The sequence below is a fragment of the Candidatus Nitrospira nitrosa genome, assembly GCF_001458735.1.
Taxonomy (GTDB): Bacteria; Nitrospirota; Nitrospiria; order Nitrospirales; family Nitrospiraceae; genus Nitrospira_D; species Nitrospira_D nitrosa.
In genome coordinates, this window is record NZ_CZQA01000001.1 from 847,513 (window position 1) to 873,714 (window position 26,202).

The 26,202-nt window shown below is 55.0% G+C and carries 22 protein-coding genes, 2 tRNA genes and 1 pseudogene; 7 read left to right on the forward strand and 18 right to left on the reverse strand.

What is annotated here, in order from left to right:
* Positions 1 to 21 precede the first annotated feature (21 nt).
* The 3 genes from COMA1_RS04070 to COMA1_RS04080 form a co-directional block, all read right to left on the reverse strand.
* Positions 22 to 1,401 carry a sigma-54-dependent transcriptional regulator gene (locus COMA1_RS04070; protein ID WP_090744154.1) on the reverse strand — a complete coding sequence of 460 codons (1,380 nt, stop codon included), beginning with the start codon at positions 1,399 to 1,401 and terminating at the stop codon, positions 22 to 24.
* Positions 1,402 to 1,550: 149 nt separating this feature from the next.
* Complete coding sequence (locus COMA1_RS04075; RefSeq protein WP_090744156.1) at positions 1,551 to 2,369, reverse strand: hypothetical protein; 819 nt, start codon at positions 2,367 to 2,369, stop codon at positions 1,551 to 1,553.
* 283 nt (positions 2,370 to 2,652) lie between these two features.
* Complete coding sequence (locus COMA1_RS04080) at positions 2,653 to 3,267, reverse strand: hypothetical protein (RefSeq protein ID WP_090744159.1); 615 nt, start codon at positions 3,265 to 3,267, stop codon at positions 2,653 to 2,655.
* Between the two features lie 1,212 nt (positions 3,268 to 4,479).
* Between COMA1_RS04080 and COMA1_RS22120 the strand changes: the two are divergent.
* Positions 4,480 to 4,683: pseudogene (locus tag COMA1_RS22120) on the forward strand (nucleotidyltransferase domain-containing protein); the annotation flags it as partial.
* Positions 4,684 to 4,925: 242 nt separating this feature from the next.
* The gene (locus tag COMA1_RS04090) at positions 4,926 to 6,272 is read left to right on the forward strand and encodes a hypothetical protein (protein WP_090744165.1); all 1,347 of its coding nucleotides are present in this window, start codon (positions 4,926 to 4,928) and stop codon (positions 6,270 to 6,272) included.
* Positions 6,273 to 6,874: 602 nt separating this feature from the next.
* Here the strand turns inward: COMA1_RS04090 and COMA1_RS04095 are convergent.
* The 4 genes from COMA1_RS04095 to COMA1_RS04115 form a co-directional block, all read right to left on the reverse strand.
* Entirely contained in the window at positions 6,875 to 7,285 is a 411-nt protein-coding gene (locus COMA1_RS04095; RefSeq protein WP_090744168.1) for a response regulator, read from the reverse strand.
* Positions 7,286 to 7,291: 6 nt separating this feature from the next.
* A complete protein-coding gene (locus COMA1_RS04100) occupies positions 7,292 to 9,586 on the reverse strand; it encodes an ATP-binding protein (RefSeq protein ID WP_090744171.1) in 2,295 nt (764 codons plus the stop codon).
* Between the two features lie 56 nt (positions 9,587 to 9,642).
* The gene (locus tag COMA1_RS04105) at positions 9,643 to 10,302 is read right to left on the reverse strand and encodes a biliverdin-producing heme oxygenase (RefSeq protein WP_090744174.1); all 660 of its coding nucleotides are present in this window, start codon (positions 10,300 to 10,302) and stop codon (positions 9,643 to 9,645) included.
* A 323-nt stretch (positions 10,303 to 10,625) separates the two neighbouring features.
* On the reverse strand, positions 10,626 to 11,756 hold the full coding sequence (locus COMA1_RS04115) for a PAS domain S-box protein (RefSeq protein WP_090744181.1): 1,131 nt from the start codon (positions 11,754 to 11,756) through the stop codon (positions 10,626 to 10,628).
* A gap of 1,537 nt (positions 11,757 to 13,293) precedes the next feature.
* Between COMA1_RS04115 and COMA1_RS04120 the strand changes: the two genes are divergently transcribed.
* Together COMA1_RS04120 and COMA1_RS04125 are read left to right on the forward strand one after the other, a co-directional pair.
* On the forward strand, positions 13,294 to 13,593 hold the full coding sequence (locus COMA1_RS04120) for a nucleotidyltransferase family protein (RefSeq protein ID WP_090744182.1): 300 nt from the start codon (positions 13,294 to 13,296) through the stop codon (positions 13,591 to 13,593).
* Positions 13,577 to 13,912: a HepT-like ribonuclease domain-containing protein gene (locus tag COMA1_RS04125; RefSeq protein ID WP_090744185.1), complete on the forward strand. Its 336-nt coding sequence runs from the start codon at positions 13,577 to 13,579 to the stop codon at positions 13,910 to 13,912. The genes COMA1_RS04120 and COMA1_RS04125 overlap by 17 nt, the downstream gene beginning before the upstream one ends.
* Before the next feature lie 170 nt (positions 13,913 to 14,082).
* Here COMA1_RS04125 and COMA1_RS04130 read toward each other — a convergent pair.
* Positions 14,083 to 14,158: transfer RNA gene (locus COMA1_RS04130), tRNA-Lys, on the reverse strand.
* A 217-nt stretch (positions 14,159 to 14,375) separates the two neighbouring features.
* Positions 14,376 to 15,698 carry an adenylosuccinate synthase gene (locus tag COMA1_RS04135; protein WP_090744188.1) on the reverse strand — a complete coding sequence of 441 codons (1,323 nt, stop codon included), beginning with the start codon at positions 15,696 to 15,698 and terminating at the stop codon, positions 14,376 to 14,378.
* Between the two features lie 277 nt (positions 15,699 to 15,975).
* Between COMA1_RS04135 and COMA1_RS04140 the strand changes: the two genes are divergently transcribed.
* Positions 15,976 to 16,051 (forward strand) — tRNA-Ala (locus COMA1_RS04140).
* Positions 16,052 to 16,299: 248 nt separating this feature from the next.
* Positions 16,300 to 18,141, forward strand: a complete 1,842-nt coding sequence (locus COMA1_RS04145) for an ABC-F family ATP-binding cassette domain-containing protein (RefSeq protein ID WP_090744190.1) — start codon at positions 16,300 to 16,302, stop codon at positions 18,139 to 18,141.
* Positions 18,142 to 18,246: 105 nt separating this feature from the next.
* Here COMA1_RS04145 and COMA1_RS04150 read toward each other — a convergent pair whose 3' ends face one another.
* Together COMA1_RS04150 and COMA1_RS04155 are read right to left on the reverse strand one after the other, a co-directional pair.
* Entirely contained in the window at positions 18,247 to 18,639 is a 393-nt protein-coding gene (locus tag COMA1_RS04150) for a PilZ domain-containing protein (RefSeq protein ID WP_090744193.1), read from the reverse strand.
* A gap of 50 nt (positions 18,640 to 18,689) precedes the next feature.
* The gene (locus tag COMA1_RS04155; RefSeq protein WP_090744196.1) at positions 18,690 to 19,982 is read right to left on the reverse strand and encodes a replication-associated recombination protein A; all 1,293 of its coding nucleotides are present in this window, start codon (positions 19,980 to 19,982) and stop codon (positions 18,690 to 18,692) included.
* Between the two features lie 113 nt (positions 19,983 to 20,095).
* Here COMA1_RS04155 and COMA1_RS04160 point away from each other — a divergent pair, with 113 nt between their 5' ends.
* The gene (locus COMA1_RS04160; protein ID WP_090744199.1) at positions 20,096 to 20,890 is read left to right on the forward strand and encodes an alpha/beta fold hydrolase; all 795 of its coding nucleotides are present in this window, start codon (positions 20,096 to 20,098) and stop codon (positions 20,888 to 20,890) included.
* A 182-nt stretch (positions 20,891 to 21,072) separates the two neighbouring features.
* Here the strand turns inward: COMA1_RS04160 and folE are convergent, their stop codons facing one another.
* From folE to mdh, 7 genes are all read right to left on the reverse strand, one after another.
* The gene (gene folE / locus COMA1_RS04165) at positions 21,073 to 21,720 is read right to left on the reverse strand and encodes a GTP cyclohydrolase I FolE (RefSeq protein ID WP_407921307.1); all 648 of its coding nucleotides are present in this window, start codon (positions 21,718 to 21,720) and stop codon (positions 21,073 to 21,075) included.
* A gap of 16 nt (positions 21,721 to 21,736) precedes the next feature.
* Positions 21,737 to 22,141 (reverse strand): 6-carboxytetrahydropterin synthase, encoded by a 405-nt coding sequence (locus COMA1_RS04170; protein WP_218055300.1) that lies wholly within the window; start codon positions 22,139 to 22,141, stop codon positions 21,737 to 21,739.
* 112 nt (positions 22,142 to 22,253) lie between these two features.
* Positions 22,254 to 22,574 carry an iron-sulfur cluster insertion protein ErpA gene (gene erpA / locus COMA1_RS04175; protein ID WP_086425264.1) on the reverse strand — a complete coding sequence of 107 codons (321 nt, stop codon included), beginning with the start codon at positions 22,572 to 22,574 and terminating at the stop codon, positions 22,254 to 22,256.
* 75 nt (positions 22,575 to 22,649) lie between these two features.
* Positions 22,650 to 22,985: a 2Fe-2S iron-sulfur cluster-binding protein gene (locus COMA1_RS04180; RefSeq protein ID WP_090744201.1), complete on the reverse strand. Its 336-nt coding sequence runs from the start codon at positions 22,983 to 22,985 to the stop codon at positions 22,650 to 22,652.
* A gap of 8 nt (positions 22,986 to 22,993) precedes the next feature.
* Positions 22,994 to 24,298 (reverse strand): NADH-quinone oxidoreductase subunit NuoF, encoded by a 1,305-nt coding sequence (nuoF, locus tag COMA1_RS04185; RefSeq protein ID WP_090744204.1) that lies wholly within the window; start codon positions 24,296 to 24,298, stop codon positions 22,994 to 22,996.
* Between the two features lie 215 nt (positions 24,299 to 24,513).
* Positions 24,514 to 25,101 carry a urate hydroxylase PuuD gene (locus COMA1_RS04190; protein ID WP_245630840.1) on the reverse strand — a complete coding sequence of 196 codons (588 nt, stop codon included), beginning with the start codon at positions 25,099 to 25,101 and terminating at the stop codon, positions 24,514 to 24,516.
* Positions 25,102 to 25,246: 145 nt separating this feature from the next.
* Positions 25,247 to 26,185, reverse strand: a complete 939-nt coding sequence (gene mdh, locus COMA1_RS04195) for a malate dehydrogenase (protein ID WP_090746820.1) — start codon at positions 26,183 to 26,185, stop codon at positions 25,247 to 25,249.
* Positions 26,186 to 26,202 lie beyond the last annotated feature (17 nt).

Here is a 26,202-nt window from a genome sequence, read left to right on the forward strand (position 1 = left end):
GCGATGATCCGACAGTGGCGGCTATTCCTCTGGGTGAGACTTACCTTCGATTTCGGCGAGTTTACGATACAGGGTCTTGCGATCGATTCCAAGAGCATGGGCGGCCTGATATTTGTTGCCACCGGTCTTTTCGAGGACCTTCTTGATGTACTCTTTTTCGAGTTCATGTAAGGGCAAGGTGTGTTCGGCCGCTTCGTCCAATACGCGCCGATCTCCCCGCGCCCCCTGTACCGCCGGAGGCAGATCATCCGGCGAAATCTTCTCGCCACGGCTCAGCGTCACAGCCCGCTCGATGACGTTCTCGAGTTCCCGCACATTGCCGGGCCAGGCATAGTCCATCAACATCGCCAGTGCCGCCTCGCTCACACCCTTCACGTCTTTCCCACGCGCAGTCCCGCATTTCTTGAGAAAGGCCTCTACCAGCAGCGGGATATCCTCCCGCCGTTCTCGAAGCGGCGGCAACTTCAGTTCGATGACATTGAGTCGATAGTAGAGGTCCTCACGAAACCGCTTGTGCTTCACTTCCTCATTGAGATTCAGGTTCGTGGCCGCGATGATCCGGACATCCACCGAGATCGGCTTCGTCGCACCCACCCGTCTGATTTCCTTTTCCTGAATCGCACGGAGAATCTTTGCCTGGAGCATGAGCGGCAATTCGCTGATCTCGTCGAGAAACAAGGTGCCTTTTTGAGCCTCTTCAAACAAACCCCGCTTGTCGAGTTTGGCGTCGGTAAAGGCCCCGCGCATATGTCCGAAGAGCTCGCTCTCCAACAGTTGTTCTGGAATAGCCGCGCAGTTGACGGGAACAAACGGGGCATCTTTCCGGTCGCTATTGAAATGAATCGCCTTCGCCACCAATTCCTTGCCGGTCCCACTTTCTCCGGTAATCAGGACATTGGTCGGACTATCCGCTACTCGGCGAATGAGATCGAAAACCCCTTGGATCGCCTTGCTCTTTCCCAGGATCTGATGAAAGCTATATTCTTTATGCACTTCTTTTCTGAGTCGATTCACCTCCCGACGCAGCGACGCTTCACGAACGACCCGCTCGATCACGCGAACCAGGTCATCTTTCTTCACGGGCTTCGTGAGGTAATCGCTGGCTCCGTGTTTCATCGCTTCAACCGCCGTTTCCACCGATCCGAATGCCGTCATGAGAATGACGTTGATGTCGGGATATCTGCGCTTGACCTCGGCTAACAACTCGATCCCTTCCATCCCTTTCATGCGGAGATCGGTCAGCACTACCGCATAATCTTCCTCACTCAACCGTTTTAGGGCCTCTTCTCCGCTCCCAGCCATCGTCACTTGATGACCACGGTCCTTCAGCATGTCATAGGCCAGTTCCCGCATATCCGCGTCATCATCCACGACGAGGATCGCACCCCAATCTTCTGTCATGCCATGCTCCAAGGGATAAGAATTAGATGAACAGGACCCAAATTGCCCTCTATTGCCACAGAGACCTACCATCTTTGGGGCATTATGCGCCACTTTTTCATGAAATGACTGTGTTAATCGGGTAAATGTGCAAGGGCAGGACCACGGAACTACTGACCCCGGAGCACCTCTGCTCCTGGTTGGGTCATCGTGTCGTTCTGACCCAGTCCAAAGGAAATATCTGTTGCGGCAACCGCTTTGATCGGTGGCTCGTTCCCCTCATACCTGCTTGGAAACACATACCACCGCTCCTCAGCTGCAAACAGCAGCTTGTAGATGGTCGCATCATCACGAAGATAGACGTTCAGGAGAGACGATGAGTCTTGCTGATCCAGCCGTGCCCAGTTTGTGCCGAGCTGTGCAGGAACAACATAGAGCGCAGTGGTGATCACCGCGAGCGAGAGGTATGCTCTCGACAAATCGATACCCCGATCTATCTTGCTGAATCTCACGACAAAGAGTTCGAGTGTTGACGCACAGACGAAGAGCAGCAGAGGGATCGCAACCAGTAAGAGGTCGATCGCAGCAGATACGAAATCGAGTGAGCGGAGTAGAGTGGTGAGGCCTAGCAGTCCAACCAGCAGCCACGGACCATGTCGGACCGCCAAGACCGAAATCTTGAACCCTGTGCTCGTGGTCACATGACCGGGCTCCTCGATCAGCGTAAGATTCGTGGTAACCATATATCCGAAGAAAAGAATCAGCAGCAGCGGGATCCAGCTCTGACTGAAGTAGATTGCGATCGGAACCTCTTCCAGAACCCATGAGGCGCCGAATGCTGAGAAGTATGATCTGGTATACACCGATCCGGACAGATACGCCGCACCGGTCAGAATGAACAAGCCAATGAATACTTTTGGACCCTGCTCGATCAGGCGGCGAGCGTTGGCACGAGCTTCCTCGATTTTCTTGCTGTTGCTGGACGGCATTGGCTCACGACGCAGAACAGTCGAACGGCTGCAAACTTTTTTTGGTGCTGTATTCTAGAAGCGATTCAGGGGGCGGTGCAATGCGGTATATGTGGAGATCATGAGCCTAGAGGCCGAGACATGAGTTGAGTGGAACAGTGACTCTCCCAGTGAAGGGGAACAGCCACTACATGGATCGGAGAGGAAACAAGGTACCGCGGCTGAGAACGGGGACTGGAGGGGATGACATTGCGGGAGTGACAGGATGGAGCAAGGCCACGGTCAACTCTAGGATGATGGGGAATCACTTCTGAGGAGAAGATTCTCTCTGGTTCATGAGTCGGACTGTCTTGCTGGTAAACCAGGCCCTCCAGTCCAGTTTCGCAAAGAGCACCACCAGCGCGAGCATGAGAACCTGCGTCACGACAAAATACCCCCCGAGATAGGCAAAGACCGATCCCTCATCGACAACGACCTTCTGTGCCACCTCCATGGCCATGACCACCCAAATGCTATAGGTCAGGAAGCGGCCGATGAAGGAAGCGGCCGCCACCGGGGCCAGGGGTAATGACGTGAGCCCATAAGCGATGAACAGCGAGTTCGACGGCAAGGGGCTGCAGGTATAGGCGAGGACGCCTCCGAACGTCATCGCGCGGTGCTGTTCCAGACGGGCCTTCACCAGATCCACATTCTCTTTGGTACGTGCGCTCAACCATCGTTGCCGGACGAGAAGAAACGCCATTTTCGCGAGGACCAATCTGCCGGCAGTCGCCGCTGTTGCCGCCACAAACGCGGTGAGCCATGGATTCGCGCCAGGACGGGAGAGGGTCATCGCAGACACCACCATCCACGTCGGTGGTGCGAACGCGGGCAGACAATTGAGCACAAAGATGATCGCAAAGAGAAACAGCGTGGTCATCGATCTATATGACAGTGCAACAGGTTGACTGAGCTGAACTCCCTCCCGACAGTAACGTGAATGCGACACCAATCAGGCGAGCCCGTCGCTTCCGATGACTTCACAGCTTGATGGATTGCCCTCTCCGCAACCGTTGAATTGTATCGCGCGGGCGAATTTATAGACAGTCTGTCGAAGAATGACGAGGCGGGGGCCAAACGCGACGGAGTGGAGAAGGGAAACAGCGGACGAGCCGTTCGGCCATCACCTGGAGCAACCAGATCCATGTGAACACAGCTTCATGCAACCGTCTCCGGAAAGCCTCCTGGGAGCATTTCCCTGGTCCATCCAATGATTGACCATTCGCCGGCAGTTTGCTGAAAAGCGAGGTTTCTGCTTCGCCCATCGTTGCACGCTGAGAGAAGGAACTGTGGCACTCCACACCTCAGGATGCTCAAAAAGGCCGTCCAGCAAGGCCACAGCGAGCGAAGGGGCGAGGCGTACGCTTCGGTACGTCGAGACGCTGAGTGATGCGAGAACGCCGCTGGAGGACTTTTTCAGCATTCTGCTAGTCTGTCTCTTCAGCACCTTCTATGCATGCTTCGCATTGGTCTAATTGGGATGTGCCGTGCTCACTACAGAAGTACCGGCGACAGCGGCTGCATGTCATGAAGGTCATCCTGACTCGATCATCGGCTTCGCATTGATAGCACTGACCGGCACTGCGGGCTTTGGGCATCGTTATATCTCCATGACAGGTCGTTTAAGTTCCCAGGACATCCTTCGCATGATGTGGCGACTCCTACAGAACGTGGCCCATGTCCGCCACACGGTGAGCCCTCCACTACTAACACATCGCTGCTCGGCGCTCCAATTTAAAACGGACATGCGTTGCTCGTCGTCATTCCGATCGCGACAGCCCGGATGAAAGCTCTTTTGAAAGTTCTTTATTGGCCTAGAGTCATGAGCCAGTTGGGACTCTACCCCAGGGCCCTCGCTGTCGCAGTTCAAACGGATGGTTTTTCGGAATACTCGCCATACAACGGTTTCCTCATATTTCCTCCGATTTGGTTGAACGGTGTCCACAGCACTGTAAAGCCGGGCCATCTACAGAAGTGAGGTGTCTCAAATCTTGACCGGATCGAGCGAACACTCTACGCTCGACACCATAGGCACAAAGGCAGCTATGATCCCTATCTCTAGAACAACCGACCGGTTAAAGAATTCAAGCGGAGAGTCGAACTTCGATTCAACGAAGAGCTGGTCCGCGTGATTTTGTTCGGGTCAAAAGCACGTGGAGACGCATCTGCCGAATCAGATATTGACCTCCTGACAATAGTCCTGTCCGCAGATTGGAAGCTGACGCACGTGATGAGCACGCAGTCGCAGAGCAATCACCATTTGGGAAGATTGTCTTTGCGGAGTCGACTGTTATAGGTTCGGAAAGATGCCGCGAGTTGCCAGTCGGGACCGGAGACGAGTGGGCGTACCTGAGGAAAGTTTCGCAAGTCGCAACTTTCCGAATGGCCGAGTCAGTCTCGGCAGGCATTGTTTGCCCGGTGCCTTTAAAAACTAGCGTCATGTGCTATATGACGCATCTGTGCTGTTCAGGGTCCCACCTGGTCCACACATGAATGAGATCTTATGATTTACCGGCTGGATGATACGGTGTTACCACCATGCGTTCTCGCCTTCCGCTGATCCTCTTGTGGTTGTTGTTCGCAGTCTGGTTGCTGGGATCCGTCGCGTTTGTCGTGGATTCGGCGCAGCGCGGTATTGTACCGATTGATTTTCTCGCCTATCAACGTGCTGCTGAGGCAATCTCGAAAAACCAGAGCCCGTATGCGACGGCCGGGGAGAGTCGCGAGATCTTTCGGTCGTTCCATCGCCTTGAATCGGAGCTGCAGGCTGCGCAGGCGCTTGGCGAGGGGCGCGATGTTCTCCGCGAATTCGCGACCCGGCCTCAACAGCCCGGACCATACGTCTACCCACCGACGCTTGCGCTCCTGATCAATCAGTTCAACCTTGACGGCGTAGCCTTCACTGCCGTGATTATGGCGTCTGTTTTGGGCTTCGTATTGATCTGGTTCCGTGCGACCGGTGCGCACCCTGGCTGGCTTCTATTGGTGATCGGCTCCCGGGATCTGTCAGCCACTCTACTGGGCGGCAACGTTGAACTCTTGCTCTTGTTCACCACTCTGGCCGCAGGCCGACTCCTCTGGGACCACCGGTTGATCTGGGCGACGCCGTTCATCGCGTTCATCGTGCTGATCAAGCCCTTCTACGCACTCTTCTTCGTCGCCTTCCTCCTCTTGCAGGCTGTGCAACCGCGCGGCACGGAGCAAGAGAACCCGAAGGCGTTGATGGTGGCCGCCGGAATTCTGCTACTGCTTCTGACAGCGGAACTCTACCGCTGGGGACCGGACCTGCGAGCCGAGGCGCTCGCCTTTTACCTCAACGCGGGGGATGCTATGTGGACGGCCCTGCCGCTAGCCGAGCAATCTCCGCTCAGCGCATGGAATCGAACGCCGTTGCAGGGATTGATCAATCTCGGAATGGCCGCAACCGGTGCGCAGGTTACCGCGTTGGGACTCTGGGTCCTATTCCTTGGAGTGAGCCTCTGGTTGGCGCGCTACGCCACGCTCAACTTCCCGTTGGCCTTTGGGTTGGCCATGACGCTGCTCTACTGGGGTCGACCGGCCGGGTACGGCTTCAATTACCTTGAGTTGGTGGTTTCAATCGTAGTCTGGCCAAGCCTTGTGCGTTGGCAGAGGCTTGCCGTACTGGTCCTCATGGCGGGGATCATGGGGTCTCGCTGGTGGGCCCTCGTCGAGACGTTGCGCGGTGAAAATCTGTCGTTGCTGACGATGCAGACCGTGGCATGGCCCTGGGAGACATGGTTGGTCCTTCCATTTTTCTGGCTTCTGCTGCTCTGGGCGATGATGCATTCAGGCGGTTCCGTCCAAGGCCCCGCAGGGAGTCGCGAGGCACAAATGGCTTTTCGTGCGTCGGCAGTCACCCAATGAGATTATGCGCTCCACGGACATCTCCCGTGAAGCGGTTTAGGTCTTCAGTCCCTGAGTGGTAGGCGACAGCTTCGACTTAAAGGCGACATTCCGAAGCACCTCCAGGCTGTTGAGGCCGACCGGGATGCACAGGCCGGACAGCAACGCCCAGTTCGTACATCGGCGTAGCCCTCCCGAGACGCTGCTTCTTCGTCAGACCGCCACCGTCCGCTAGAGTGACTCGGTATGGCGCTGTGGCTCATACGGCTCCGAACGTTCCTGCGAACCATCCGCGCCCTGGTCGAGCCCACCAGTTCACAGGGTACCAGCTCCAACGGTCAGCTACTTGCATCGCTCCCGCTCGGCAATCATTACGCGCTCGTGTGTCGCGACAGAAAGAAATCTAACCAAAGCCGCCATTCCAGCTCTCAAGGCACTACCCTAGTGTCCCCTCGGGAAAAGTGTATGGCAGCGTATTGACCGAGCAGGGGCTGTCTCGCGTACTTCCAACAAACAAGAACGGCCTTGCTTGTCATACGTCGTACAACAGAGGAGTCAATAGGCACCAAGTCAGCGACTCTCGAAACCTGACTTGGAGTCCCTGAGCATTATATTGAGACGGCTCATGGCAACAACATCGTGTGCTCCCAATAGTCGAGCAAATTGCACAAATTCCGCTCGAGTTCCATGTAATTGACCGGCTTATTCATGTAGCCACTGGCACCTTGCTCATAACAATCGACAATGTCTTTAGGCCTCGTGGAAGTGCTGAATACGACAATGGGAATGGATCGAAAGGCGGAATCACTCTTAAGACGTACGAGAGTTTCGCGCCCATCAGTCCCCGGCATATTGATATCCAGTAAGATGATCGACGGTCTCGAATCGGCTCCGTCCAGCGCTTTGCTCAAATAATTGATGACTTCCTCTCCGTCACGGCATCGAATGAGGGTGGCGCCATTTGATCGACTCAGCACCCGTTGGAATGCGACAAAATCCTCATCGTTGTCTTCAGCAATCAGAATACGAAGCATCGTTTCCTACCTTGGTAACGCGACAAAAAATGTCGTTCCGACGTTCGGCTCCGATTCGACCCAGAGCCTGCCTCCGTGCCGCTCGACGATTTTCTTCGCAATCGTCAACCCGACACCGGTGCCGCCACCATAGGCATCCCGGGCGTGTAGCCGACGAAAGATTTGAAAGATCTGTTCCTGTCGTTCGGTTGGAATACCAATTCCATTGTCTTTCACGTACACGACAACCTGTCCCTCAGCCATCGCGGTGGCGGCCCGAGAGGATTGAGACTTGGTCGCCGCCCCGACCTTGATCCATTTGTCCGGTTTGTCGTTATACTTCATCGCATTGGTAATCAGATTTAAGAACACCTCCTGGAACATGACGGGGTTGAGCGGCAGCGTGGGGAGCGTGCCGAGCACACGTATCGCCACGTGCAGTTCTTCCAACCGAGGTGTCAGCGATTGCACCACCCGTTGTACGAGCGACGCTATATCCGTCGATTCGGCTTCCAGCTTTTCTCGACTCAATCGAGAGTAATGCAGGAGGCCATTGATCAGCTCGTCCATCCGTTCGGTCAATCGCATCATCGTCTGGAGTTTGTGCTTGCCCTCGTCATCCAGTTTGTCCGCATAATCTTCCAGCACGAACTGGGAATAGTTGTGAATGCCCCGCAGCGGCTCTTTCAGATCATGACTGGCGATATAGGAAAAAGCATCCAATTCGACATTGCTGCGAGACAGCTCTTCGTTTATGCATGTCAGTTCATCCGCCTTGCGTAGGACAACGTCGACGATCACGCGGCGCAAATCCGCCGCCGCGGTCAACTCCACAGCCTTCCAAGGCCGGGAGGCTCCACGCACGAGCTCCTTCCACAAGGCGAATGACGTGCGCGGCATGAGTTGCTCGATGCCATTGATACGTGAGACCTCTACCGGTTTGTGAGGATCACCGGCCCAGTTCACCGTTGTTTCCACTTCCGGCAGGAACCACAAGATGAACTGCGGTTTATGTGCAAAGAGCCTCAGCCCCAACAGGCCCGAGGCTGCGGCTCGAAAGGATTCGGCAGGTGGATAGACGGTAGAGAGCCGGTCGGTCGCAAAGGATTCTTGATCCATACGGTCTATGAGCCATCCGATCAACCCGCGCAACTGATCGTCATCCGGCGTCGTGCCGAGCTTGTGCAGATGATCATCGACCGCGATCACCGCACCGGTAGCACCGAAGTACGAGAGGAGATTGGTGTCATGCCGCAAGAGGCCTTCCTGAAAGTTCATATGGCGAAGCATCTGTTCCATCATCCTGGCGTGGAGTTGTGATAACTGACGAGCATAGTCTCGATTCTGCAACTCCTCCTTAGAGGCCATCGCCAGCGAGAGTAGATGGGCCAGAAATTCCGCCGCAGTGCGGTGCTCATAGGCGAGATGTTTTGAGCTTTGATGGTGCATGCATGAAATCAAGCCCCACAGCTTGCCGTTGTTGAGCAGGGTCAAGACCATTGTGCTTTTCACACCCATGTTCTTGAGGTAACCGCTGTACATGATCGAGACACTTCGCAAGATAGAATAGCTAAGGTCCAAGGGGTTTCCGTCCTCGCCGTCCGCGGCGAGCACTGGTACCGCCGCATAGTCCACATTCGGCAGGTGGCTGACCCATTTCATGGAAAAGAGCCGACGGGCCGGCTCAGGGATGTCGCTGGCTGGATAGTGCAAGCCGACATAGCTCTCCAGTCCTTCCTCGCGATCTTCCGCCAACACCCGACCGCTACCGTCCTCTAAAAACTGGTAGGCCAGCACACGGTCATACCCGGTAAAATGCCTAATACGAGTGACCGCCAGATTGAAAAATTCCAGCAGCGACTCAGTACGCTCCAATTGGGCCATGCTGGCACGAACCTCTGAGTAAAGATCAGGAAGAGAAACCCGCCCGGCCTCGCCCTTGCTTTCCAGCTCGACCATCAACAGCCCATCCTGGTTGCGATGCGTAAACACATGCGCTTCTGTCATCGGGCCCGGTACCGAGGCGGTGAGGAGGCAAGTCGGCGGGCCGGTCAGATTCTTTTCATGGCGCACAAGTTCGCGGAATTGGTCGCCCTGTCGGCGTCCCAAAACGCGGTCGATGGATTGGCCCAGCAACTCATTTGGAGTGAGGCCGAGCAATGAGTTCGTGTTGGCGCTGGCTCGCCGAATCGTGAAATCCGGTTCGTCCAGCACCAGCAAAATCCCATGCGGCTGGATCGCATTGCAGAACTGCACCTGTTCTCGATCGCAGTTCGAGAGATCGACATTCTGCGCGGTAATGGTTTCTCTGTTCGCCGTCATAGCGCTGGCTCCTTCTTCGTTGCTGCTATTGGCTCAGCACCTTGGCGCAACGTGAACTACGGCGTCGAACCCTCGTTCAGCCGGGCAGGTGAAAGGCGTTCACAGATCTGGTTCCGGCTAAGCCACTGTTCAAAAGACAAAAATGTCCTACAGGCGCTCTCTATAATCAGCAGCTCTTGTCTTGCATCGCAGGCTGCTGCTTCTAAAACATGCAGGAAATCAGTCCACATTTGCGGGACATGAGACCCATAGCTGGTGAAGAAGCGAACGTATTGATGAGCAAAGGGACCCAGTGAATGGTGAAGCCGTCCCAGAATGATGTGGCCGCCCAGCGTCGCACCCTCAACAACATACGACGCTCCGAGCAGGTCAGCTCTGGATGTCATCGGTGGCAGTTCACAACAGAGCGGCAACGCTTTGATCAGGTCAGGCGTGTCTCCAAGCGAGATGAGATCCTCCAATAACCACTGCGATTTCCTACGCAAGACCCAGTCGTCCTGAAAAGCCGGAGGATGATAGGTCTCCATCGCTTTTTCCAGAGGGAGATAAAATCCCGCGTAGACACGAAGCAGAAGATGATACTGTGCCAGAGTCAGCGCATGGTCCAACAGAGGAAGCTGGGCCTCCAGTCGACGGTGCGCCGTTCGTGTCGCAGCTTTCAGTCGTCGGTGAAATCCGTGTCTCACGTCTACCGTGACCATTCGCTGATCAGGCATGACAGATCCTTGGCACTACACGGTGATATCCACGATGTGCATAATCCTTCGAGTTGGAGAGCACGTCCTGGGACATAGGATCACGGTACGCGGCACTGGAGTCCTATCGTGGGAACTGCCTATGTTCGCTCTCCCGACTGCCGCGGACATAGAGAGGCCCGACATTATTGGTCTCGTTCGGACGACAGTAGGAGAACATCTCGATATCGGCGTCATATTCCAAAAGTTACTTTCGAGAGTTCCTGCATCGACTCTTCTTCGAAAAGTGATACACGGGACAACCGTTTCAGCCGCCGATTGAGCCACTATACGGCTTCTTCCATTCACTTGGGCCCAGTAATCTCGCGCAGGATCTGTGAGGTGCCCAGTCTGTCGCCCTGTCTATTCCGTATGGGGGAGAGGGTCAGAGACACACAAATATCACGGCCGTCTTTACACCGATGCATAGTTTCGATAGTGCCGAATGCATTGATCGGCTCCTCTCCCCTGCGATCGGGGGGAAAGAGCAGGATTGCCGGACGGCCTATGATCTCACACGCAGTATACCCGAGTAGTACTTCTGCCCCTCTGTTCCAACTGGTGATAATGCCCTGCAGATTTTCGCTGATGATGGCATCGCTGGTGCTCCCCACAATTGCTGCCAACCTCGCTTGCTCCTCTTCAGCCCGCACAGTAGCATCGACATCCATCACCGAACAGATCCAGCGGGTGATGGTGCCATGATTATCCTGGACAGGCAGAGCTCGCACGATTACCCACGCATAGGTGTCGTCGGCCTGTCGTAACCGTTGCGTCGACTCGAACGGCACGCCATTCTGCATGCAGTGGCGCCATCTGTCGAGCGTGTCCGCCCGATCCTCCGGATGCAGGGCATCGGCCCAACCGAGACCCGACACGTGCTCTGGGGTCTGTCCTGTGAACCGGCACCACCCCTTGCTGGCCCACGTGTTCCGTCCCGTCACATCGGTTTCAAATAAGAAACTCGGCACGGCTTCCGCAATTGTGTGAAAGCGGGCTTCGCTCTCGGCGAGTCGTTCGATCAACCGGCGATTCTCCCGCTCATGATGCGCGAGCGCGAGCACCACCTTGATGGTCCCGAATAACTCCTCTGTTTCCGTCGGTTCGATTAGATAGGCATCGGCGCCGATAGTCAACCCGCCTGTCCGGTCCGACTCTCTAATGGAAATCGAGGATGTGTGTATGACCTTGATGAATTGTGTTTCAGGGTGATTCTTAAGCTGATGACAGACTTCGAGGCCGCTTATGTCCGGAAGGTTCACATCGAGCAGCACGAGATCCGGCATGACGGTTCTCGCTATTCTCAGTGCCTCTTGACCAGTGGTTGCTTTATGGATCTCATAACCCTGTTGGCTCACCAGTCGACTCTTGGCGTACAGGTTGACCGGACTATCGTCCACGATCAAAATCACCAAACGGTCCCGACAGTCGTTCATGGCAATCTCCTTATGCTCCGACTGACCGTGATCTACTGTGAGTTACCTCGCAGCTAGCCAGCCGGTGAGGGTGCTGTGGCTATCGATCGAGAGTCCAAGCCGTGAAATTGACGTGTGGAATGGCTCTGTGCCGTAGGACGCTGCAGACAATAATCGCTATGCGAGGAAGATCTTGCCGCAACCAGCACCACCGGCAACCAACGTCGGGAGCCCATCAGCAAGCCGTCTTCAGTGAGAACGAGTGCTCGATCCATTCTTGGAGAGTTGTCAGAGGCATCATTTCCTATGTTTCCTCATGCGCAGGGGACTCATAGTGTGAGCTGACGCCTACGACACTAGCAGAAGTACGTGAGTGATGCATCATAAATTTTAGGGAACAGTCACTATGTAAACTCCCTTCTCGTTCACCCTGAGGCTCTCGAAGGATGACTCGAGGCTTTTCCGCAGACTGCTAGTGTGTCGGTGGTAATACTGCGAATCATGGCATCGACTTCGTCGTTCATGCGCCCTAGCTGTATTTGACGTCTTCCTATTACGAGATCCGTTTTGCCCAACCTACTATTCGTCTTCACGACCGATATACGAGACCAACCTGTGACCGTTCCGCTCAGAGCGAAGAGATTATGCCCCTCATATTGGCCGATATTTAAGATACCGCTTGGCAATACGCTTCGAATCAGGTTCTTGGTGCATAAGGTCACTGGAGTACGGACTCGGGCCGGAATTCCTGATTGCCGCTCCACCACATACCGCACAGATTCGCCACTCAACTCTTCAAATCGGGTGTTTAAACTCTACAAGGTGTGACGGCTGCTCGGTCATAAGACCGGGACGATGACGCAACGGTATGCGTATCATCGTCCAGTGAGCTTGCAGGATGGATTCACCGTGCTGGAATACCGACCACCCATTGACACAAATTCTTCACAATAGGGCAGGGCGCTAAAGGCGGGATCTTCGAAGTCGTTGATTTAATGGTGAGCCGGCTGGGACTCGAACCCAGGGCCCTCGCCTTAAAAGCTCGAAAGAACGGTTTTTGACAAGTGCTCGCTATGACAACGGTTTCCCCATTATTCGCCGCAATATTGAGAGCTTATCGCATTATATTGGTTCTATACGTTCCCGTCGCTTCTCGTCCATTTCTGCAGAGTTTTGACACAAAATTCACCACAGTGCTGGTACGTAGAAAGGGCGAGAGAATCAGTGCCTGGTCCTGTTGCCTCCGGATGTGATGGAAGGGCCCAAGAGGCCATAGAGGCCATGTCGACTCGGCTATCCCTTTTCAGAGCAGTGTGAACTCCTCTTCGCAGATTCAGATTCTGGCACCACCCGCTAGTCACCGCGAACAGTGCATCCTGCGGCATTCGCACCAGGTCGCGCTCCTTGTACGGAACTATGGGTCGGAAAAGAACTGCCAATGGTGCCACCTAGTCTTCCTCGTGCTAGAATACCCGCGATCTCATCAGCGAGCTGATGTATCGCATCCGATGCCAGGACCTGGCACAAGAGCGTGATCGAAGCAGAAAGATTCCCCACGATGCTCACAAGTCGAGACGAAGTGCTCAAGTTGATCGAACAGAATCAAGCGACTCTGAGAAGGTTGGGAGTGCGTAGGCTGGGCCTGTTTGGGTCCTATGCCCGTGGAGAGGCCATGCCAGGGAGTGATCTCGATTTTGTCGTTGAGCTGTCGGAGAAGTCTTTCGACGCCTACATGGATACGAAAATCTTCCTGGAAGATCTGTTCCGGTCACGCGTAGACCTCGTCACCATGAGTTCCATCAAGCCACGACTCCTGCCGATTATCCAACGAGAAGCCGTCTATGCCCCGGGATTCTAGGGTCTACCTGGAAGACATTCTCGAGGCCACTCGGAAGATTGCATCCTATACGGCTAACCTATCCAAAGCCGCGTTTCTCGAAGATGAAAAGACTTTTGATGCCGTGGTCCGGAATCTCGAAGTGATTGGTGAGGCCGTCAAGAAACTCCCAGAAGACTTCCGCGCCCAATATCCGTCAATGGAATGGAAGAAAATGGCCGGGCTTCGCGACATTCTGATTCATGAGTATTTCGGTCTCGATTCAGAAATCGTCTGGGACATCGTGAAGAGCAAAGTGCCGACGCTCAACCAAGCGGTTCGAGCGATGTTGAATCAATAGACTGGATCTGGACAATCTCCATCTCTCAGCTACCTCACAAGATTCTCTACTTACAACAGGGTGAGGATGGAAGAAGCCCCGTTATCCGCCTAGACACGTTTGAGGTTGGCACAAAATGAAGCAAAGAATGTAGATGGCGTAGGCCTGATGACTAACTCATGGATGTTTAATGGTGAGCCGGCTGGGACTCGAACCCAGGGCCCTCGCCTTAAAAGGGCGATGCTCTACCGACTGAGCTACCGGCTCACATTCAGAATGTTGAAAAAGGTTTCCCGCATTGTTCTCGCATCGCTCAGAACCTCAACGTACCGAAAAGAGTACGTATCGGTCCCTCGCTTGCTGCGGCCTCGCCGGAAGACCTTTTTGAACATCCTGAAACTGAAATCAACTCACCAAACTCTTAACGAATGACGACCTCATGAGGGGCCCATCCTAACATTCCCAGCTGACCGGTGACTATGGACTATTTTCGGAGGCGCGTGGGCCGGCGGCGGGAGCAATCCAGCGGATTTCGCAACATAATTGTTTCCGCACGCTTCGACCCGGTCGAAATCATGTCGATGCGGCACGCCACCAGCTCTTCAATGCGTGTCAAATAGCGCTTCGCTTCGGCCGGGAGCTGCTTATAGCTTGTGGTTCCTGTTGTTGCCGTGCTCCACCCCTTCATCCGCTGATAGATCGGCTCGCAGTTGGCCAACACATCCAGATCGGCCGGCATGGTCTTATGGATGGTGCCGTTATATCGATAGCCGGTGCACAACTTCAACTCTTTACAGCCATCCAGCACATCCAGCTTAGTCAGCGCCAGGGAGGTCAACCCATTTACCACTGTCGCATGGCGAACCACCACGGCATCAAACCAGCCACAGCGTCTGGCACGTCCCGTGGTTGAGCCGAACTCCTTCCCTCGTTCCTGAAGCCCTCGTCCGACCTCATCCGTCAGTTCGCTCGGAAACGGTCCGCTCCCGACTCTGGTGGTATAGGCCTTCGCAATGCCCATCACGGCGTCGATCATCGTCGGTCCAACACCGGTCCCGGTACAGGCTCCCCCGGCCGCGGCGCTCGAGGAGGTCACGTAGGGATAGGTGCCGAAGTCCACATCCAGATGCGTCCCTTGCGCACCCTCAAACAAGACCGTTTTATTTTTCTCGATGGCTCGATTCAGCAACATGGTGGTGTCGACGATATGGTTCTTGAGTCGATCGGCATAGCCCATGTATTGGTCGAAGACCTTGTCCACCTGAAACGTGTCGACTTTGTAGAGCCGTTCCAAGAACCAGTTCATCTCGACGAGATTCTCTTCGAGTTTTCTTTTGAACAAGGTTGGATTCAGCAGGTCCCCCATGAGGATGCCGATCCGAGCCATCTTATCGGCGTAGGATGGTCCAATCCCTCGTCCGGTTGTGCCGATCTTGCGTGACCCTTTTGATTGTTCTGAGGCACGATCGATCGCCTTATGATAGGGAAGGATCAAGTGCGCTCGCTGACTGATGGCGAAATTCTTTCCGAACGTGATGCCCTTGGCCTGCAGCCGATCCATTTCCTCAAGCAGAGAGCCGGGATCGACCACGACTCCGTTACCGATGACACAGGTCATGCCGCGGTACAAGATCCCGGAGGGGATGAGATGAAAGATGTAGGTCCCCCGTTCATTGATCACCGTATGCCCGGCATTGGATCCACCTTGATAGCGCACCACGATGTCGGTATCACGGGCTAAGATATCGACAATCTTCCCCTTCCCTTCATCACCCCACTGCGCACCGATAATGACAAGATTTCCCATAGGTCAACGATGTCCAAGTCTCGATTGAGGCACGAAAAAATGGCTCCGACCTGATTGAGAGATCAGAGCCACAAGAGGCTCATGGTAGGTATCACCTACTGCTTTGTCAAGCCATTCGTCGCAGCGCGTGGTAGCGGGAACTGTTTGTATTCATAATTTTTCAGGAAAGACCCCACCGGTGGTTTCTTGACTGGCTCGGATCCACGTGTTAGCATGCCGATTCGTTTTCAACATCTTCATTTTTCGAATTAATTTCCCTTAGTCTTCGCGTAAGAGTGGGGCTGTAGCGCAGTTGGGAGCGCGCGTGAATGGCATTCACGAGGTCGCCGGTTCAATCCCGGCCAGCTCCACCAAACATCACTTCGTGCGCGCCGGTAGCTCTTTACGGTTCTACCGTCCCTAATTGCCGCTGGCGAAACATCGTCGATGGTCTTGATCTACACACTATGCGTACTGCCACTAGGCTATCAAGTTTGCTGAGACGGTCACTGCCGTTCATCAACTTCAAGCGCTCTCGTCTTCCAACCTCCTAGCTGCTCATTTCACTACGGTTGGTCTCACATGATCCATTCATGTACGTTTACACGGAAGGTTTGTGCCCATGCTTCAAATTGAATCCGTCAGCAAACAATACTCTACCAAAGTGCTGCTCGCCGAGGCCTCCGCACATCTTCGTCCAAATTCACGAGTCGGCTTAGTCGGACCCAACGGCACCGGGAAAACGACGCTCTTTCGAATGGTCCTTGGTGAAGAGTCACCCGACGACGGCTCGATCCGCAAGCGGCCTCGCCTTCGGATCGGCTACCTCCCGCAGGAATTGGAAACGATTACGGGCAAGACCGTCCTCGATGCCACGCATCGCGATGAGTACCCTGAGCACGAAGCGAAGCGCATCCTGATGGGCTTGGGGTTTACGGAGGTGGATTTTGATCGCCCCGTCGAGAAACTCTCCGGAGGGTACCGGATGCGGGTTGCCTTGGGACATCTGCTCTTGTCCAATCCCGACGTACTCATGCTGGACGAGCCGACCAACCATTTGGACAAGCCGACTCAGCGCTGGTTCGAACAGTTTCTTTTACAGTCGGGTATGACGTTGCTGATCATCAGCCACGACACTGCTTTTTTAGATCGCGTCGTCACGCATATCTGGGAACTCCGACACCATAAGATCGAGGAGTACCGTGGCAACTATTCGCTCTTCTGCAAACTGAAAGCTGAAAAGGATGCTCAACTCCACGCCTCTGCGGCTCGCCAATCCAAAGAAGTCGCTCGGGTTCAAAAATTTGTTGATCGCTTCCGCTATCAGGCCAACAAGGCCAGCCAAGTCCAATCACGCCTCAAGCAGCTCGAAAAGGTTAAACGGATCGAAATCCAGCGGGACCCGAAACGCGTCAAGTTCCGGTTTCCGCTTCCTTCCACCAGCGGACGCCAGGTATTGGACCTCGCTGGAGCCAGTAAGCGCTACGGTGAAAAGGTCGTCTACAAAACGCTGGATTTTTCGATTGAGCGTGGCCAACGTATCGCATTGGTCGGTGAGAACGGAGCCGGAAAAAGTACGCTCTTGAAGATGCTTGCCGGCGTCCTTCCATCCGATACCGGCACCAGAACCGTGGGCCACGGCGTGACCTTACACTACTTCGCCCAGCACCAGGCGGAAACCTTGAACCCTGAACACTCGATTCTCGAATCGCTGGAAGAGGTCACCAAACATGCGGAGATGAATTTTCTCCGGGGGATCGCGGGTGCGTTCTTGTTTTCCGGACAGGATCAGAAGAAACCCATCAAGGCCTTGAGTGGCGGTGAGCGAAACCGGGTGGCCCTCGCCCGCATGCTGGTCGAACCCGCCAATACCTTGCTCCTCGATGAGCCGACGAACCATTTGGACCCAGCCTCCGTGGATATGCTGACCGATGCATTGGCTGAATTCCCCGGGACCATCATCTTCATTTCCCATGACCCGACGTTTTTGGCCCGCATCGCCACCCGGGTCGTTGAGATCGAAGAGGGGCAGGCGCGGAATTTCATCGGTGACTACGAGTACTATTTGTGGAAGAAGGCCCAAGAGTTTGAGTCGATCAAAGAAACGAGCGAGGAGCTCCAACGAGGGTCCTCCCCCTCCTCTTCCGGCCCTACCCGAGCAATGGAACAGCAAGTCCAGGCAAAAGGGCGCGGTGGAGAGCGTCGTGATCTTACCAAGACGCAAGCGCGACTGGAGAAGCAAGTATCACGTGCCGAAACAGAGATTAGTGAGACTGAAGAGAAGATCAAGACCCGCGAAGCAGAATTGGCTGATCCGAAACTCTATGAACAGTTCGACCGCTGGACCCTCCTGCATCAAGAACAGGAAGAATGGAAACGCAATTTGGAACGACTGACCTCGCGCTGGGAATCGCTCTCGGCTGAGCTAGAGAGCGTCAAGCAACAGCTGGTGTCGATGGGCTAGTGTTTGCGAGCATTCACTAGGCTGCGGCAAGAAGACCGCCGTGCGGGAGAAGACGAAGAGTCTGAGCGAAGCAGGACCGAAGCTGATGGGGCGTTCAATGCCCGACTAGACGGAGGCTTTGAGGGTTTCTTCCAGATAGTAGTACAGCCAGCGGTGCTTTTCTTTCGTCACCAATTCATCCCACACGACGCCGATCAGGAATCCCTTCTTTTCCCAGGGCCTCACCCAGGCGACCATTCCGTCGAGTTTTTCCTGCTGTTCGACTCGATCAGAATCCAGGAAGGCGAGCGAGACGGTGACTCGTTCGTTCGATGGGAACTGTTCTTTGGTATGAAACCCCGCCCCGATCTTGTTGACATTGTCGAGAACCGCCGTACAGGCGCGTCTGCCGCTCTTCGGCGACACCAGGGCGGATCCGACCAACTCGGCACGGAAGAATTTCCGCCGTTCACTCAACGCAGTGGCATGGGCCGATACTCTTCCTTCTCCTCGTCTCATCGTTCTAAGTATAATCGATAGGACGAGAATGTAAACCCAGGCAATTGGCCCTATGAGGACGGCTTTGGGCGGTAGTACCGTCGGTCCTTGAGTACCGATGGGAGGTGGGTTTGCTCTATTCGTGCTTGTGGATCGTCATGCACATACCGGTAGTCGTTTCCATACCCCAAGTCCTTCATCACGGACGTCACCGCATTCCGGAGATGGAGCGGAACTCCCAGATTTCCAAGGGCTTGTGCATCCTTGCGTGCTTCCAGGAGACCGATATAGGACGCGTTGTCCTTTGGCCGTGAGGCGAGGTACGTCGTGCCATGCGCCAGATTGATCTGGGCCTCCGGGAGCCCGACAAGCTGGACGGCTTGCGCCACTGAGACGGCTACACCAAGAGCGAGCGGGTCGGCATTGCCGATATCTTCCGATGCAAAGATCACCATTCGACGGGCAATGAACGTGGGCTCCTCTCCAGCCTCCAACATCCGCGCCAACCAGTAGAGCGCCCCGTCTGCATCGGAATCTCGAAGACTTTTGATATAGGCCGAGATGGTGTTGTAGTGCTCTTCACCGGACTTATCGTACCGCAGGGCCTTCGCATTCAGCGCGGCTTCTAACAGCTCCACATCGATCGCGCGTGTGCCGTCGGCTCCTATGGGGGCCTGCCTCACGACAAACTCTAATGCCGTCAGCATGGCCCTCGCATCGCCGTTGCCACAGGCAACCAAGCGCTGGCGGGCTGGTGATGACACGACGGCCCTGAGCCGTCCCAACCCGACCGCCGAATCATTCAGCGCCCGATCCAGGATCCGACCGAGGGCTTCATCACTCAGAGGTTTCAGCACCACTAAAATAGAGCGCGACAACAAGGGGCTGATGACTTCGAACGAGGGGTTTTCCGTGGTTGCGCCGACGAGAATGATGGTGCCTCGTTCGACGTGAGGAAGAAAGGCATCCTGTTGCGCTTTGTTGAACCGATGAATTTCATCCACAAACAGGATAGTCCTCTGCCCGTTGATCAACCGGCGTTGTTCGGCTGCCTTGATGATCGTGCGCAACTCGGGCACACCGCCGGTCACGGCCGAGAACGATACAAACTGGGCCTTCGTATACCGGGCAATGAGATGAGCGAGCGTCGTCTTCCCCGACCCGGGTGGTCCCCAGAAGATGACGGACGAGAGCTGATCGGCCTCGATCGCCCGCCGTAGCGGCCGATCCATTGCCGCGATGTCATCTTGCCCCACAAAATCACTAAACGCACGTGGCCGCATCCGCTCTGCAAGCGGAGCATCATCGTCCTGTTCCTGATGCACGGTGAATAGATCTGGGGCCTGATCACGAGCTCGGGTCATCTCACTCCTTACAAATCTGCGGGAATTGTATATGCCGGGGCACCTCAGCGCAAATGACCTCTTGACCATGCTGGCCGCCGATGGTACGACGTTCGACAGGGATGGATTGAAGGATGCTTGCTCAAGTCAATGGCATTACCCTCGCCTTCAATGATCAGGGGAACGGATTTCCTCTTGTCTTTCTGCATGCCTTCCCGCTCAACCGCAGCATGTGGACGGAACAAGAGAACGCCCTTTCCTCACAGTTTCGCGTAGTGACGATTGACCTGCGTGGACACGGCGAGTCCGATGCGCCACTCTGGCACTATACTCTGGACCAAGCAGCCGATGACGTGTGCGGCCTGTTGGACCATCTCTCGATCAAGCAGGCCGTCTTTGTCGGACTTTCTATGGGAGGCTATATCCTCTTTGCGTTCTATCGAAAGTACGGTGCGCGCGTGAAAGGCATGGTTTTAGCCGACACAAGAGCTCAGGCAGATACAGAGGATGGAAAACGGGCACGATTTGAGATGGCTCAGATTGCCTACAAACGGGGGCCGAGCGCGATTGCGGACATCATGATCCCGAAATTATTGAGTCCTGGAACGATCCAGACGAGGCCGGAGCTGGTTCAACGGGTACGCGGAATGATCGAGGGCAACCAAGTCAGTGGCATTGCCGGAGATCTCATGGCGATGGCACAACGGCCTGACTCCGTCCCGTTCCTACAACGGATACACTGTCCGACTCAAATCATTGTTGGTGAGCTGGATGTACCGACTCCACCTGCCGATGCCCGGCTCATAGCGGAGAGTATTCCCAATGCCCGTTTGGCCATCATTCCGGAAGCAAGCCATCTCTCGAACCTGGAGCAACCTGACCGGTTCAACGAGATCGTCCGCGCTTTTGTTTCGACTGCCACGCGGTAACCGAGCCAACAGCGCATTCAAAACGGCCTTGTTCCTTACTCACCCAACCCCTGCGCGCCACGACGCGCATCCCACCGACCAAGGCCGCCCTCTCGCACCCGCTGCAAACGAGAGACGTTTCACGCGTTTGAACTCAACTCGAGAACGTCGCTGCCAGGCCTTTTTCAACACCCTGCGAGAAATCACTCAGGATCGCCGACACTGCCCCGCCGAATCAATTTCAAAAACTCCTCGCGCGTTTGTGATTGACTGCGGAACGCTCCCAGCATCGAGCTGGTGACGGCAATGGTATTTTGTTTTTCCACTCCCCGCATCATCATGCAGAGATGTCTGGCTTCCACGACGACACCGACACCATGGGCATTCAGCTTTGTACTCAACGTTTCCGCGATTTGCACGGTCAACCGTTCCTGAACTTGCAGACGCCTGGCGAACATATCAACGATCCGCGGGATCTTGCTGAGCCCGACCACTTTCTTATTGGGCAAATAGCCGACATGGACTCGGCCAAAAAATGGCAGCAGATGATGTTCGCACATACTGAAGAAGTCGATATCTTTGACGATGACCATTTCGTCGTATTCGATCGGAAAGAGCGCCCCGTTCAAGAGATGGTCGATATCACGCTGATACCCCTGTGTCATAAAGGCCAGGGCTTTGGCCACTCGCTCAGGGGTCTTGAGCAGCCCATTTCGACTGGGCTTTTCACCGAGGGCGAGCAGCATCTCCGTGACCAGCGATTGAAGGACCGGTAAGTCCGGAGGCCGTCCACTTCCGTTTGTGTCTTCAACCGATGTCGCTCTTTTCGCTCGTTTTGGTGACTTTCTCACGATGTTTCCCTTCGCCTTAAATGGCGCCCGTATATTCAAAATAATTGTCTCTCGTTTCAATGACCCCGACTTTGTGCAGGCGACCGGGTGGCAGCAGCGGGTTCAGAATGTCCCAGATCACTATGACGAGATTCTCTCCCGTCGTGGTCAATGCAGAGAACGCCGGGTCACTGTTCAGATCCTGATGATCAAACCGCTTGATGATCGTGTCGGTAACGAGGCGGTCAAGCGAATCCAGACTGCTCGTGCTCTCTCCCGTCGCGGCACGAATCGTCACCAGGACCACATAGTTATGCCCGTGACCATTCGCATTATTACATTTGCCGAAGGCAGCCCAGTTTTCTTCAGGTGAGAGGAGATCGGTATGCAACCGATGAGCGGCGCAAAAGCGATAGCGTCTGGTCACAAATAGCTGTGACATTCAATCCGGTGACTCGTGTTGTGGGTGAAAAAGCTAAGACTGCTCGATGTTCGAGCAGTCTTAGACAGGAGAGTTCATGATCGGCATCCCTACGGTCAGCCCGTAGCCACGCTTAGGCGCTAAAGGAGCTGCCGCAGCCGCACGTCGTTTTGGCCTGGGGGTTCTTGATCGAAAAGCCTGAGCCCTGCACGCTGTCGACGTAATCCACTTCCGCGCCCTGCAGCAAGGGAGCACTTTGTGAATCCATGATGAGTTTCACCTCACCCTTTTCGATGATAGTATCATCCTCGGCCATCTTGGATTCAAAGGCCATCCCATATTGATAGCCATGACATCCACCGCCGCGTACATAGACTCGCAACCCGACGATATCCTTTTCCTCGGCCATCAATTCCTTAATCTTTTGTTCCGCCACCGCCGTTATATTAACCATTGTCATCCTCCTCTATGGATCGTTCCAGCCTGTTCGGCTGGCTAGAATGTTAGTCTAACACCTCTTCTTCCAATATCAACCCCTTGCCTCTGATGCCGCTCGCTGCGGTTCCTCCCATTTGGCTTCCGGCACGCGCACCACGACGTCTCCCAGCACACGAGCCTGACAGGCCAACCGATGCCATGGCTCCGTCAATGCTTCACGATCCAGCAGGTCTTGCTCGTCGAAATCGATCTCTGAGAGATGCTCCTGCCCCATCTGCACCTCGACCCGGCACGTCGTGCAGGACGCGTTCCCACCGCAATCGTGATTCAGGCGAAATCCCAATTCCTTGGCGGCATCAAGCAGTGAGATGTTCTCCTCAACCTCTCCACTTCGCCCGTCCGTGTGAAGAAACGTCACTCGTGGCATGACGTCTCCTAGGAATGGGTGACGATCCCAGGCGGTGTTCCCTGATAGGGACACCGCTGCAGCCGAATATGGTCTTCGTATTCGTGACGGAACAGCTTCAAACTGCTTTGCACCAACACCGACGCACCGGTGACAAGCGTGCAGTACCCAGTGCCTTTGACGAAGCCACAGAGTTGCAACATGCTGTCGAGGTCTTTTTGAGTGCCCTCTCCGGATTCAATCTTGGTCATCAAGATGGCCAGGTTGTTCGTACCCATACGGCACGGAGGACACTGCCCACAGCTCTCATTCTTGAAAAAATTCGAAAAGTGCAGCGTCTTGGCCACCATGCACGTCGCATCGTCCACGACGATCATCCCAGCCGAACCTAACCCCGTCCCGGCTTTCTTCAGTGAATCGAAGTCCATCATGAGATCAAGCTGATCCGCCGTCACCATTGGGAAAGCCGGACCACCTGGGAACACGGCCTTGATCTTGCGGCCGCCTGCCACGCCACCGCCGCATTGTTCGATCATCTCACGGATAGTTACGCCCATGGGCATTTCATACACGCCAGGTCGATTAACCGCTCCGCTCAACGAAAACATCATCGTCCCTGGACACTTCTCCGTCCCTACCTGCGTGAACCACGAGGCGCCCTTATAGAGAATCCGTGGAATGTTGCACAGCGTCTCCACGTTGTTGACGAGGGTCGGCTTGCCATAGAGGCCGAAATCCGTCGGATAGAACGGGGGCTTCTGCCGCGGCATCGCGGGACGGCCCTGCATCGATTCCAACATCGCGGTCTCTTCCCCGGCGACATAACTCCCATGACCGTCAAAAATCTCTAATTCGATATCAACCCCACTCCCCAGGACATTTTTTCCAAGAAGTCCTCGCTCCTTGGCTTGGGCCAGGGCTTTCTTTAGATTTTGCTGTTCCTCATGGTACTCATGGTTCACGTAAATGAAGGAAGCTTTCGCTTGCACCGTGAAAGAGGCGATCAGACAACCTTCGATCAATTGGTGCGGCAACGTTTTCAACAAATGACGGTCCTTAAATGTGCCGGGCTCGTGCTCGCCGGCATTGCAGACAAAGTACCGCTCTTTCACCCGATGATTCAGAACCTTGTCCCATTTGATCCCGGTTGGAAATCCAGCTCCACCCCGCCCACGTAGACCGGACTTCTTCAGCTCATCAATGACTTGAGCCGCGTTCAGCTCCTTGACACAACGCTTCCATGCCTCATAGCCGCCGACCTTGAGGTACCCCTCAATCTCCCAGGGAGCCCCATCTAACTTTTGAACAAGGCGTGGTTCTGTAGCAGTAGACATAGCTGTCCTGTCAGTCACTCCTCACAATAGAGGCAGTACTATACGGCCCTGCCTCTTCCTCCGTCAAGGCAACCAGCTGTAAATGGGCCTGAATCTCAACCAGTTAGGACTAGGGGCCTAGTCAAAACCTAGGCAAGGAGGGGCAGAAGACATGAAAAAGAGGTGATGGAAACTGCGCCGGTGGGAGTTTCCCCACCGGCGACGCAACAAAGGCTCTATCGGAAGTGGCTGCCGGCTCCCATGAAGAACAGCATGGGAATCGAGAGCATGAAGTTCACGCGGGAAGCCAGCAAGGCTGTGCGGCCCCACTGCGCCATCTCGGGCGGCGCCGGAGTGCCCTGCGCAGCTGCGGTGACAGCGGCAATAATCTTCTTCTGGTTCGGCCAGATAATGCCGTGGACATTGCCCATCATGATGATGCCGAGCAACCCACCGATCGCTAAGGCCACCGCTCCGGTGCCACCTTTGTGATACATGTGGCCATACAAGAGCACGCCAGCCAGCACCGTCACAGTGGCTCCGTGCCGGAACCAATTGAGCGCAGCCGGCATCAGCTTCGGTATCACGATGTTCTTTGTCGGCCCATCCAGGCTTTTCAAGAACGAGGCATTGATCAGGTTGAAGAAATACAAGAGCCCGATCCAGGTGATGCCGGCTAGGAAGTGCACCCAGCGAAGGATGATCTGGCCCCAGTCTGCCTCACCCGCGCCAATACCCGTTAACCCCATATATATCATGATCAACACGACGGTCATGGCAAAGCCCACGCCCATCGTCTGCATCGGATCTTCAAGAAATTTCATAGCTCCCTCTCGTTAAAACTGTTGACGGTCTATGCGATGTCTGTACGACAGCTTTTCTCCGAATGTCAAGCGTAGGGATCGGCGTGGTCGACATATGAGGTAGCGACCAGCAAATCTATCGATACATGGTTGAGGAGGTGTACTCTTAGGCCATCAATCGATCGACAGTGATACAGAGCTCTCGAACAGCATTGGCTGAGACCTCCAACGCAGCTCGTTCCTCACTAGTCAGTTCGTATTCCACAATCTGTTCGGCTCCGCCCCGTCCAATCTTCGTCGGTACCCCCACGATGACGTTCTTGAGGCCATACTCACCCTCGCAGAGCACCGCGCAGGGCATCACCCGCTTTTCATCCTTGTGAATGGCTTCAACCATCGCGACAGCTGAAGCAGACGGTGCATAAAACGCACTGCCCGTTTTCAACAGGCCCACGATCTCGGCTCCCCCATCACGCGTGCGTTTGACAATGGCCTCCAGCTTGTCTTTCGACATGAGTTCGGATACCGGTTTTCCCTTCACGGTCGTATAGCGTGGCAGCGGGACCATCGTATCCCCATGTCCCCCTAAAACCATCGCCTCGACCTCCGTCGATGGCACGTTCAGTTCTTGGGCGATAAACGTGCGCATTCTGGCCGAGTCCAATACGCCGGCCATCCCGATGATTTTCGATTTGGGGAGCCCACTGACAGCACGTGCCACGTGCACCATGGCATCCAAGGGATTGGTCACGAGAATCAGGATAATGTTTGGCGACCGGGATACCAGCTCCGTGACGACGGATTTCACGATCTTCGCGTTCGTGGCCAACAACTCGTCGCGACTCATACCGGGCTTTCTCGCCATGCCGGATGTGATTACGGCGATCTCTGACCCAGCTGTCTCCGCGTACCCGTTGGTGCCAACTACTTGGGTGCTGTACCCACAGACCGGCCCCGCCTGGGAAATATCGAGCGCTTTCCCTTGGGGAACCCCTTGGGCGATATCGAGGAGTACGACGTCGTAGAGATTCTTTTCGGCCAATCGTTGCGCTGTCGTTCCACCGACGTTTCCTGCCCCCACCACTGTGATTTTCGGTCGTGTCATCATTACCACCTCATAAA

Coding starts and splice junctions, on each gene's coding strand:
- COMA1_RS04070 (WP_090744154.1), bottom strand. CDS start 1,401: ATGACAGAAGATTGGGGTGCGATCCTCGTCGTGGATGATGACGCGGAT.
- COMA1_RS04075 (WP_090744156.1), bottom strand. CDS start 2,369: ATGCCGTCCAGCAACAGCAAGAAAATCGAGGAAGCTCGTGCCAACGCT.
- COMA1_RS04080 (WP_090744159.1), bottom strand. CDS start 3,267: ATGACCACGCTGTTTCTCTTTGCGATCATCTTTGTGCTCAATTGTCTG.
- COMA1_RS04090 (WP_090744165.1), top strand. CDS start 4,926: ATGCGTTCTCGCCTTCCGCTGATCCTCTTGTGGTTGTTGTTCGCAGTC.
- COMA1_RS04095 (WP_090744168.1), bottom strand. CDS start 7,285: ATGCTTCGTATTCTGATTGCTGAAGACAACGATGAGGATTTTGTCGCA.
- COMA1_RS04100 (WP_090744171.1), bottom strand. CDS start 9,586: ATGACGGCGAACAGAGAAACCATTACCGCGCAGAATGTCGATCTCTCG.
- COMA1_RS04105 (WP_090744174.1), bottom strand. CDS start 10,302: ATGCCTGATCAGCGAATGGTCACGGTAGACGTGAGACACGGATTTCAC.
- COMA1_RS04115 (WP_090744181.1), bottom strand. CDS start 11,756: ATGAACGACTGTCGGGACCGTTTGGTGATTTTGATCGTGGACGATAGT.
- COMA1_RS04120 (WP_090744182.1), top strand. CDS start 13,294: ATGCTCACAAGTCGAGACGAAGTGCTCAAGTTGATCGAACAGAATCAA.
- COMA1_RS04125 (WP_090744185.1), top strand. CDS start 13,577: ATGCCCCGGGATTCTAGGGTCTACCTGGAAGACATTCTCGAGGCCACT.
- COMA1_RS04135 (WP_090744188.1), bottom strand. CDS start 15,698: ATGGGAAATCTTGTCATTATCGGTGCGCAGTGGGGTGATGAAGGGAAG.
- COMA1_RS04145 (WP_090744190.1), top strand. CDS start 16,300: ATGCTTCAAATTGAATCCGTCAGCAAACAATACTCTACCAAAGTGCTG.
- COMA1_RS04150 (WP_090744193.1), bottom strand. CDS start 18,639: ATGAGACGAGGAGAAGGAAGAGTATCGGCCCATGCCACTGCGTTGAGT.
- COMA1_RS04155 (WP_090744196.1), bottom strand. CDS start 19,982: ATGACCCGAGCTCGTGATCAGGCCCCAGATCTATTCACCGTGCATCAG.
- COMA1_RS04160 (WP_090744199.1), top strand. CDS start 20,096: ATGCTTGCTCAAGTCAATGGCATTACCCTCGCCTTCAATGATCAGGGG.
- COMA1_RS04170 (WP_218055300.1), bottom strand. CDS start 22,141: ATGTCACAGCTATTTGTGACCAGACGCTATCGCTTTTGCGCCGCTCAT.
- erpA (WP_086425264.1), bottom strand. CDS start 22,574: ATGGTTAATATAACGGCGGTGGCGGAACAAAAGATTAAGGAATTGATG.
- COMA1_RS04180 (WP_090744201.1), bottom strand. CDS start 22,985: ATGCCACGAGTGACGTTTCTTCACACGGACGGGCGAAGTGGAGAGGTT.
- nuoF (WP_090744204.1), bottom strand. CDS start 24,298: ATGTCTACTGCTACAGAACCACGCCTTGTTCAAAAGTTAGATGGGGCT.
- COMA1_RS04190 (WP_245630840.1), bottom strand. CDS start 25,101: ATGAAATTTCTTGAAGATCCGATGCAGACGATGGGCGTGGGCTTTGCC.
- mdh (WP_090746820.1), bottom strand. CDS start 26,185: ATGACACGACCGAAAATCACAGTGGTGGGGGCAGGAAACGTCGGTGGA.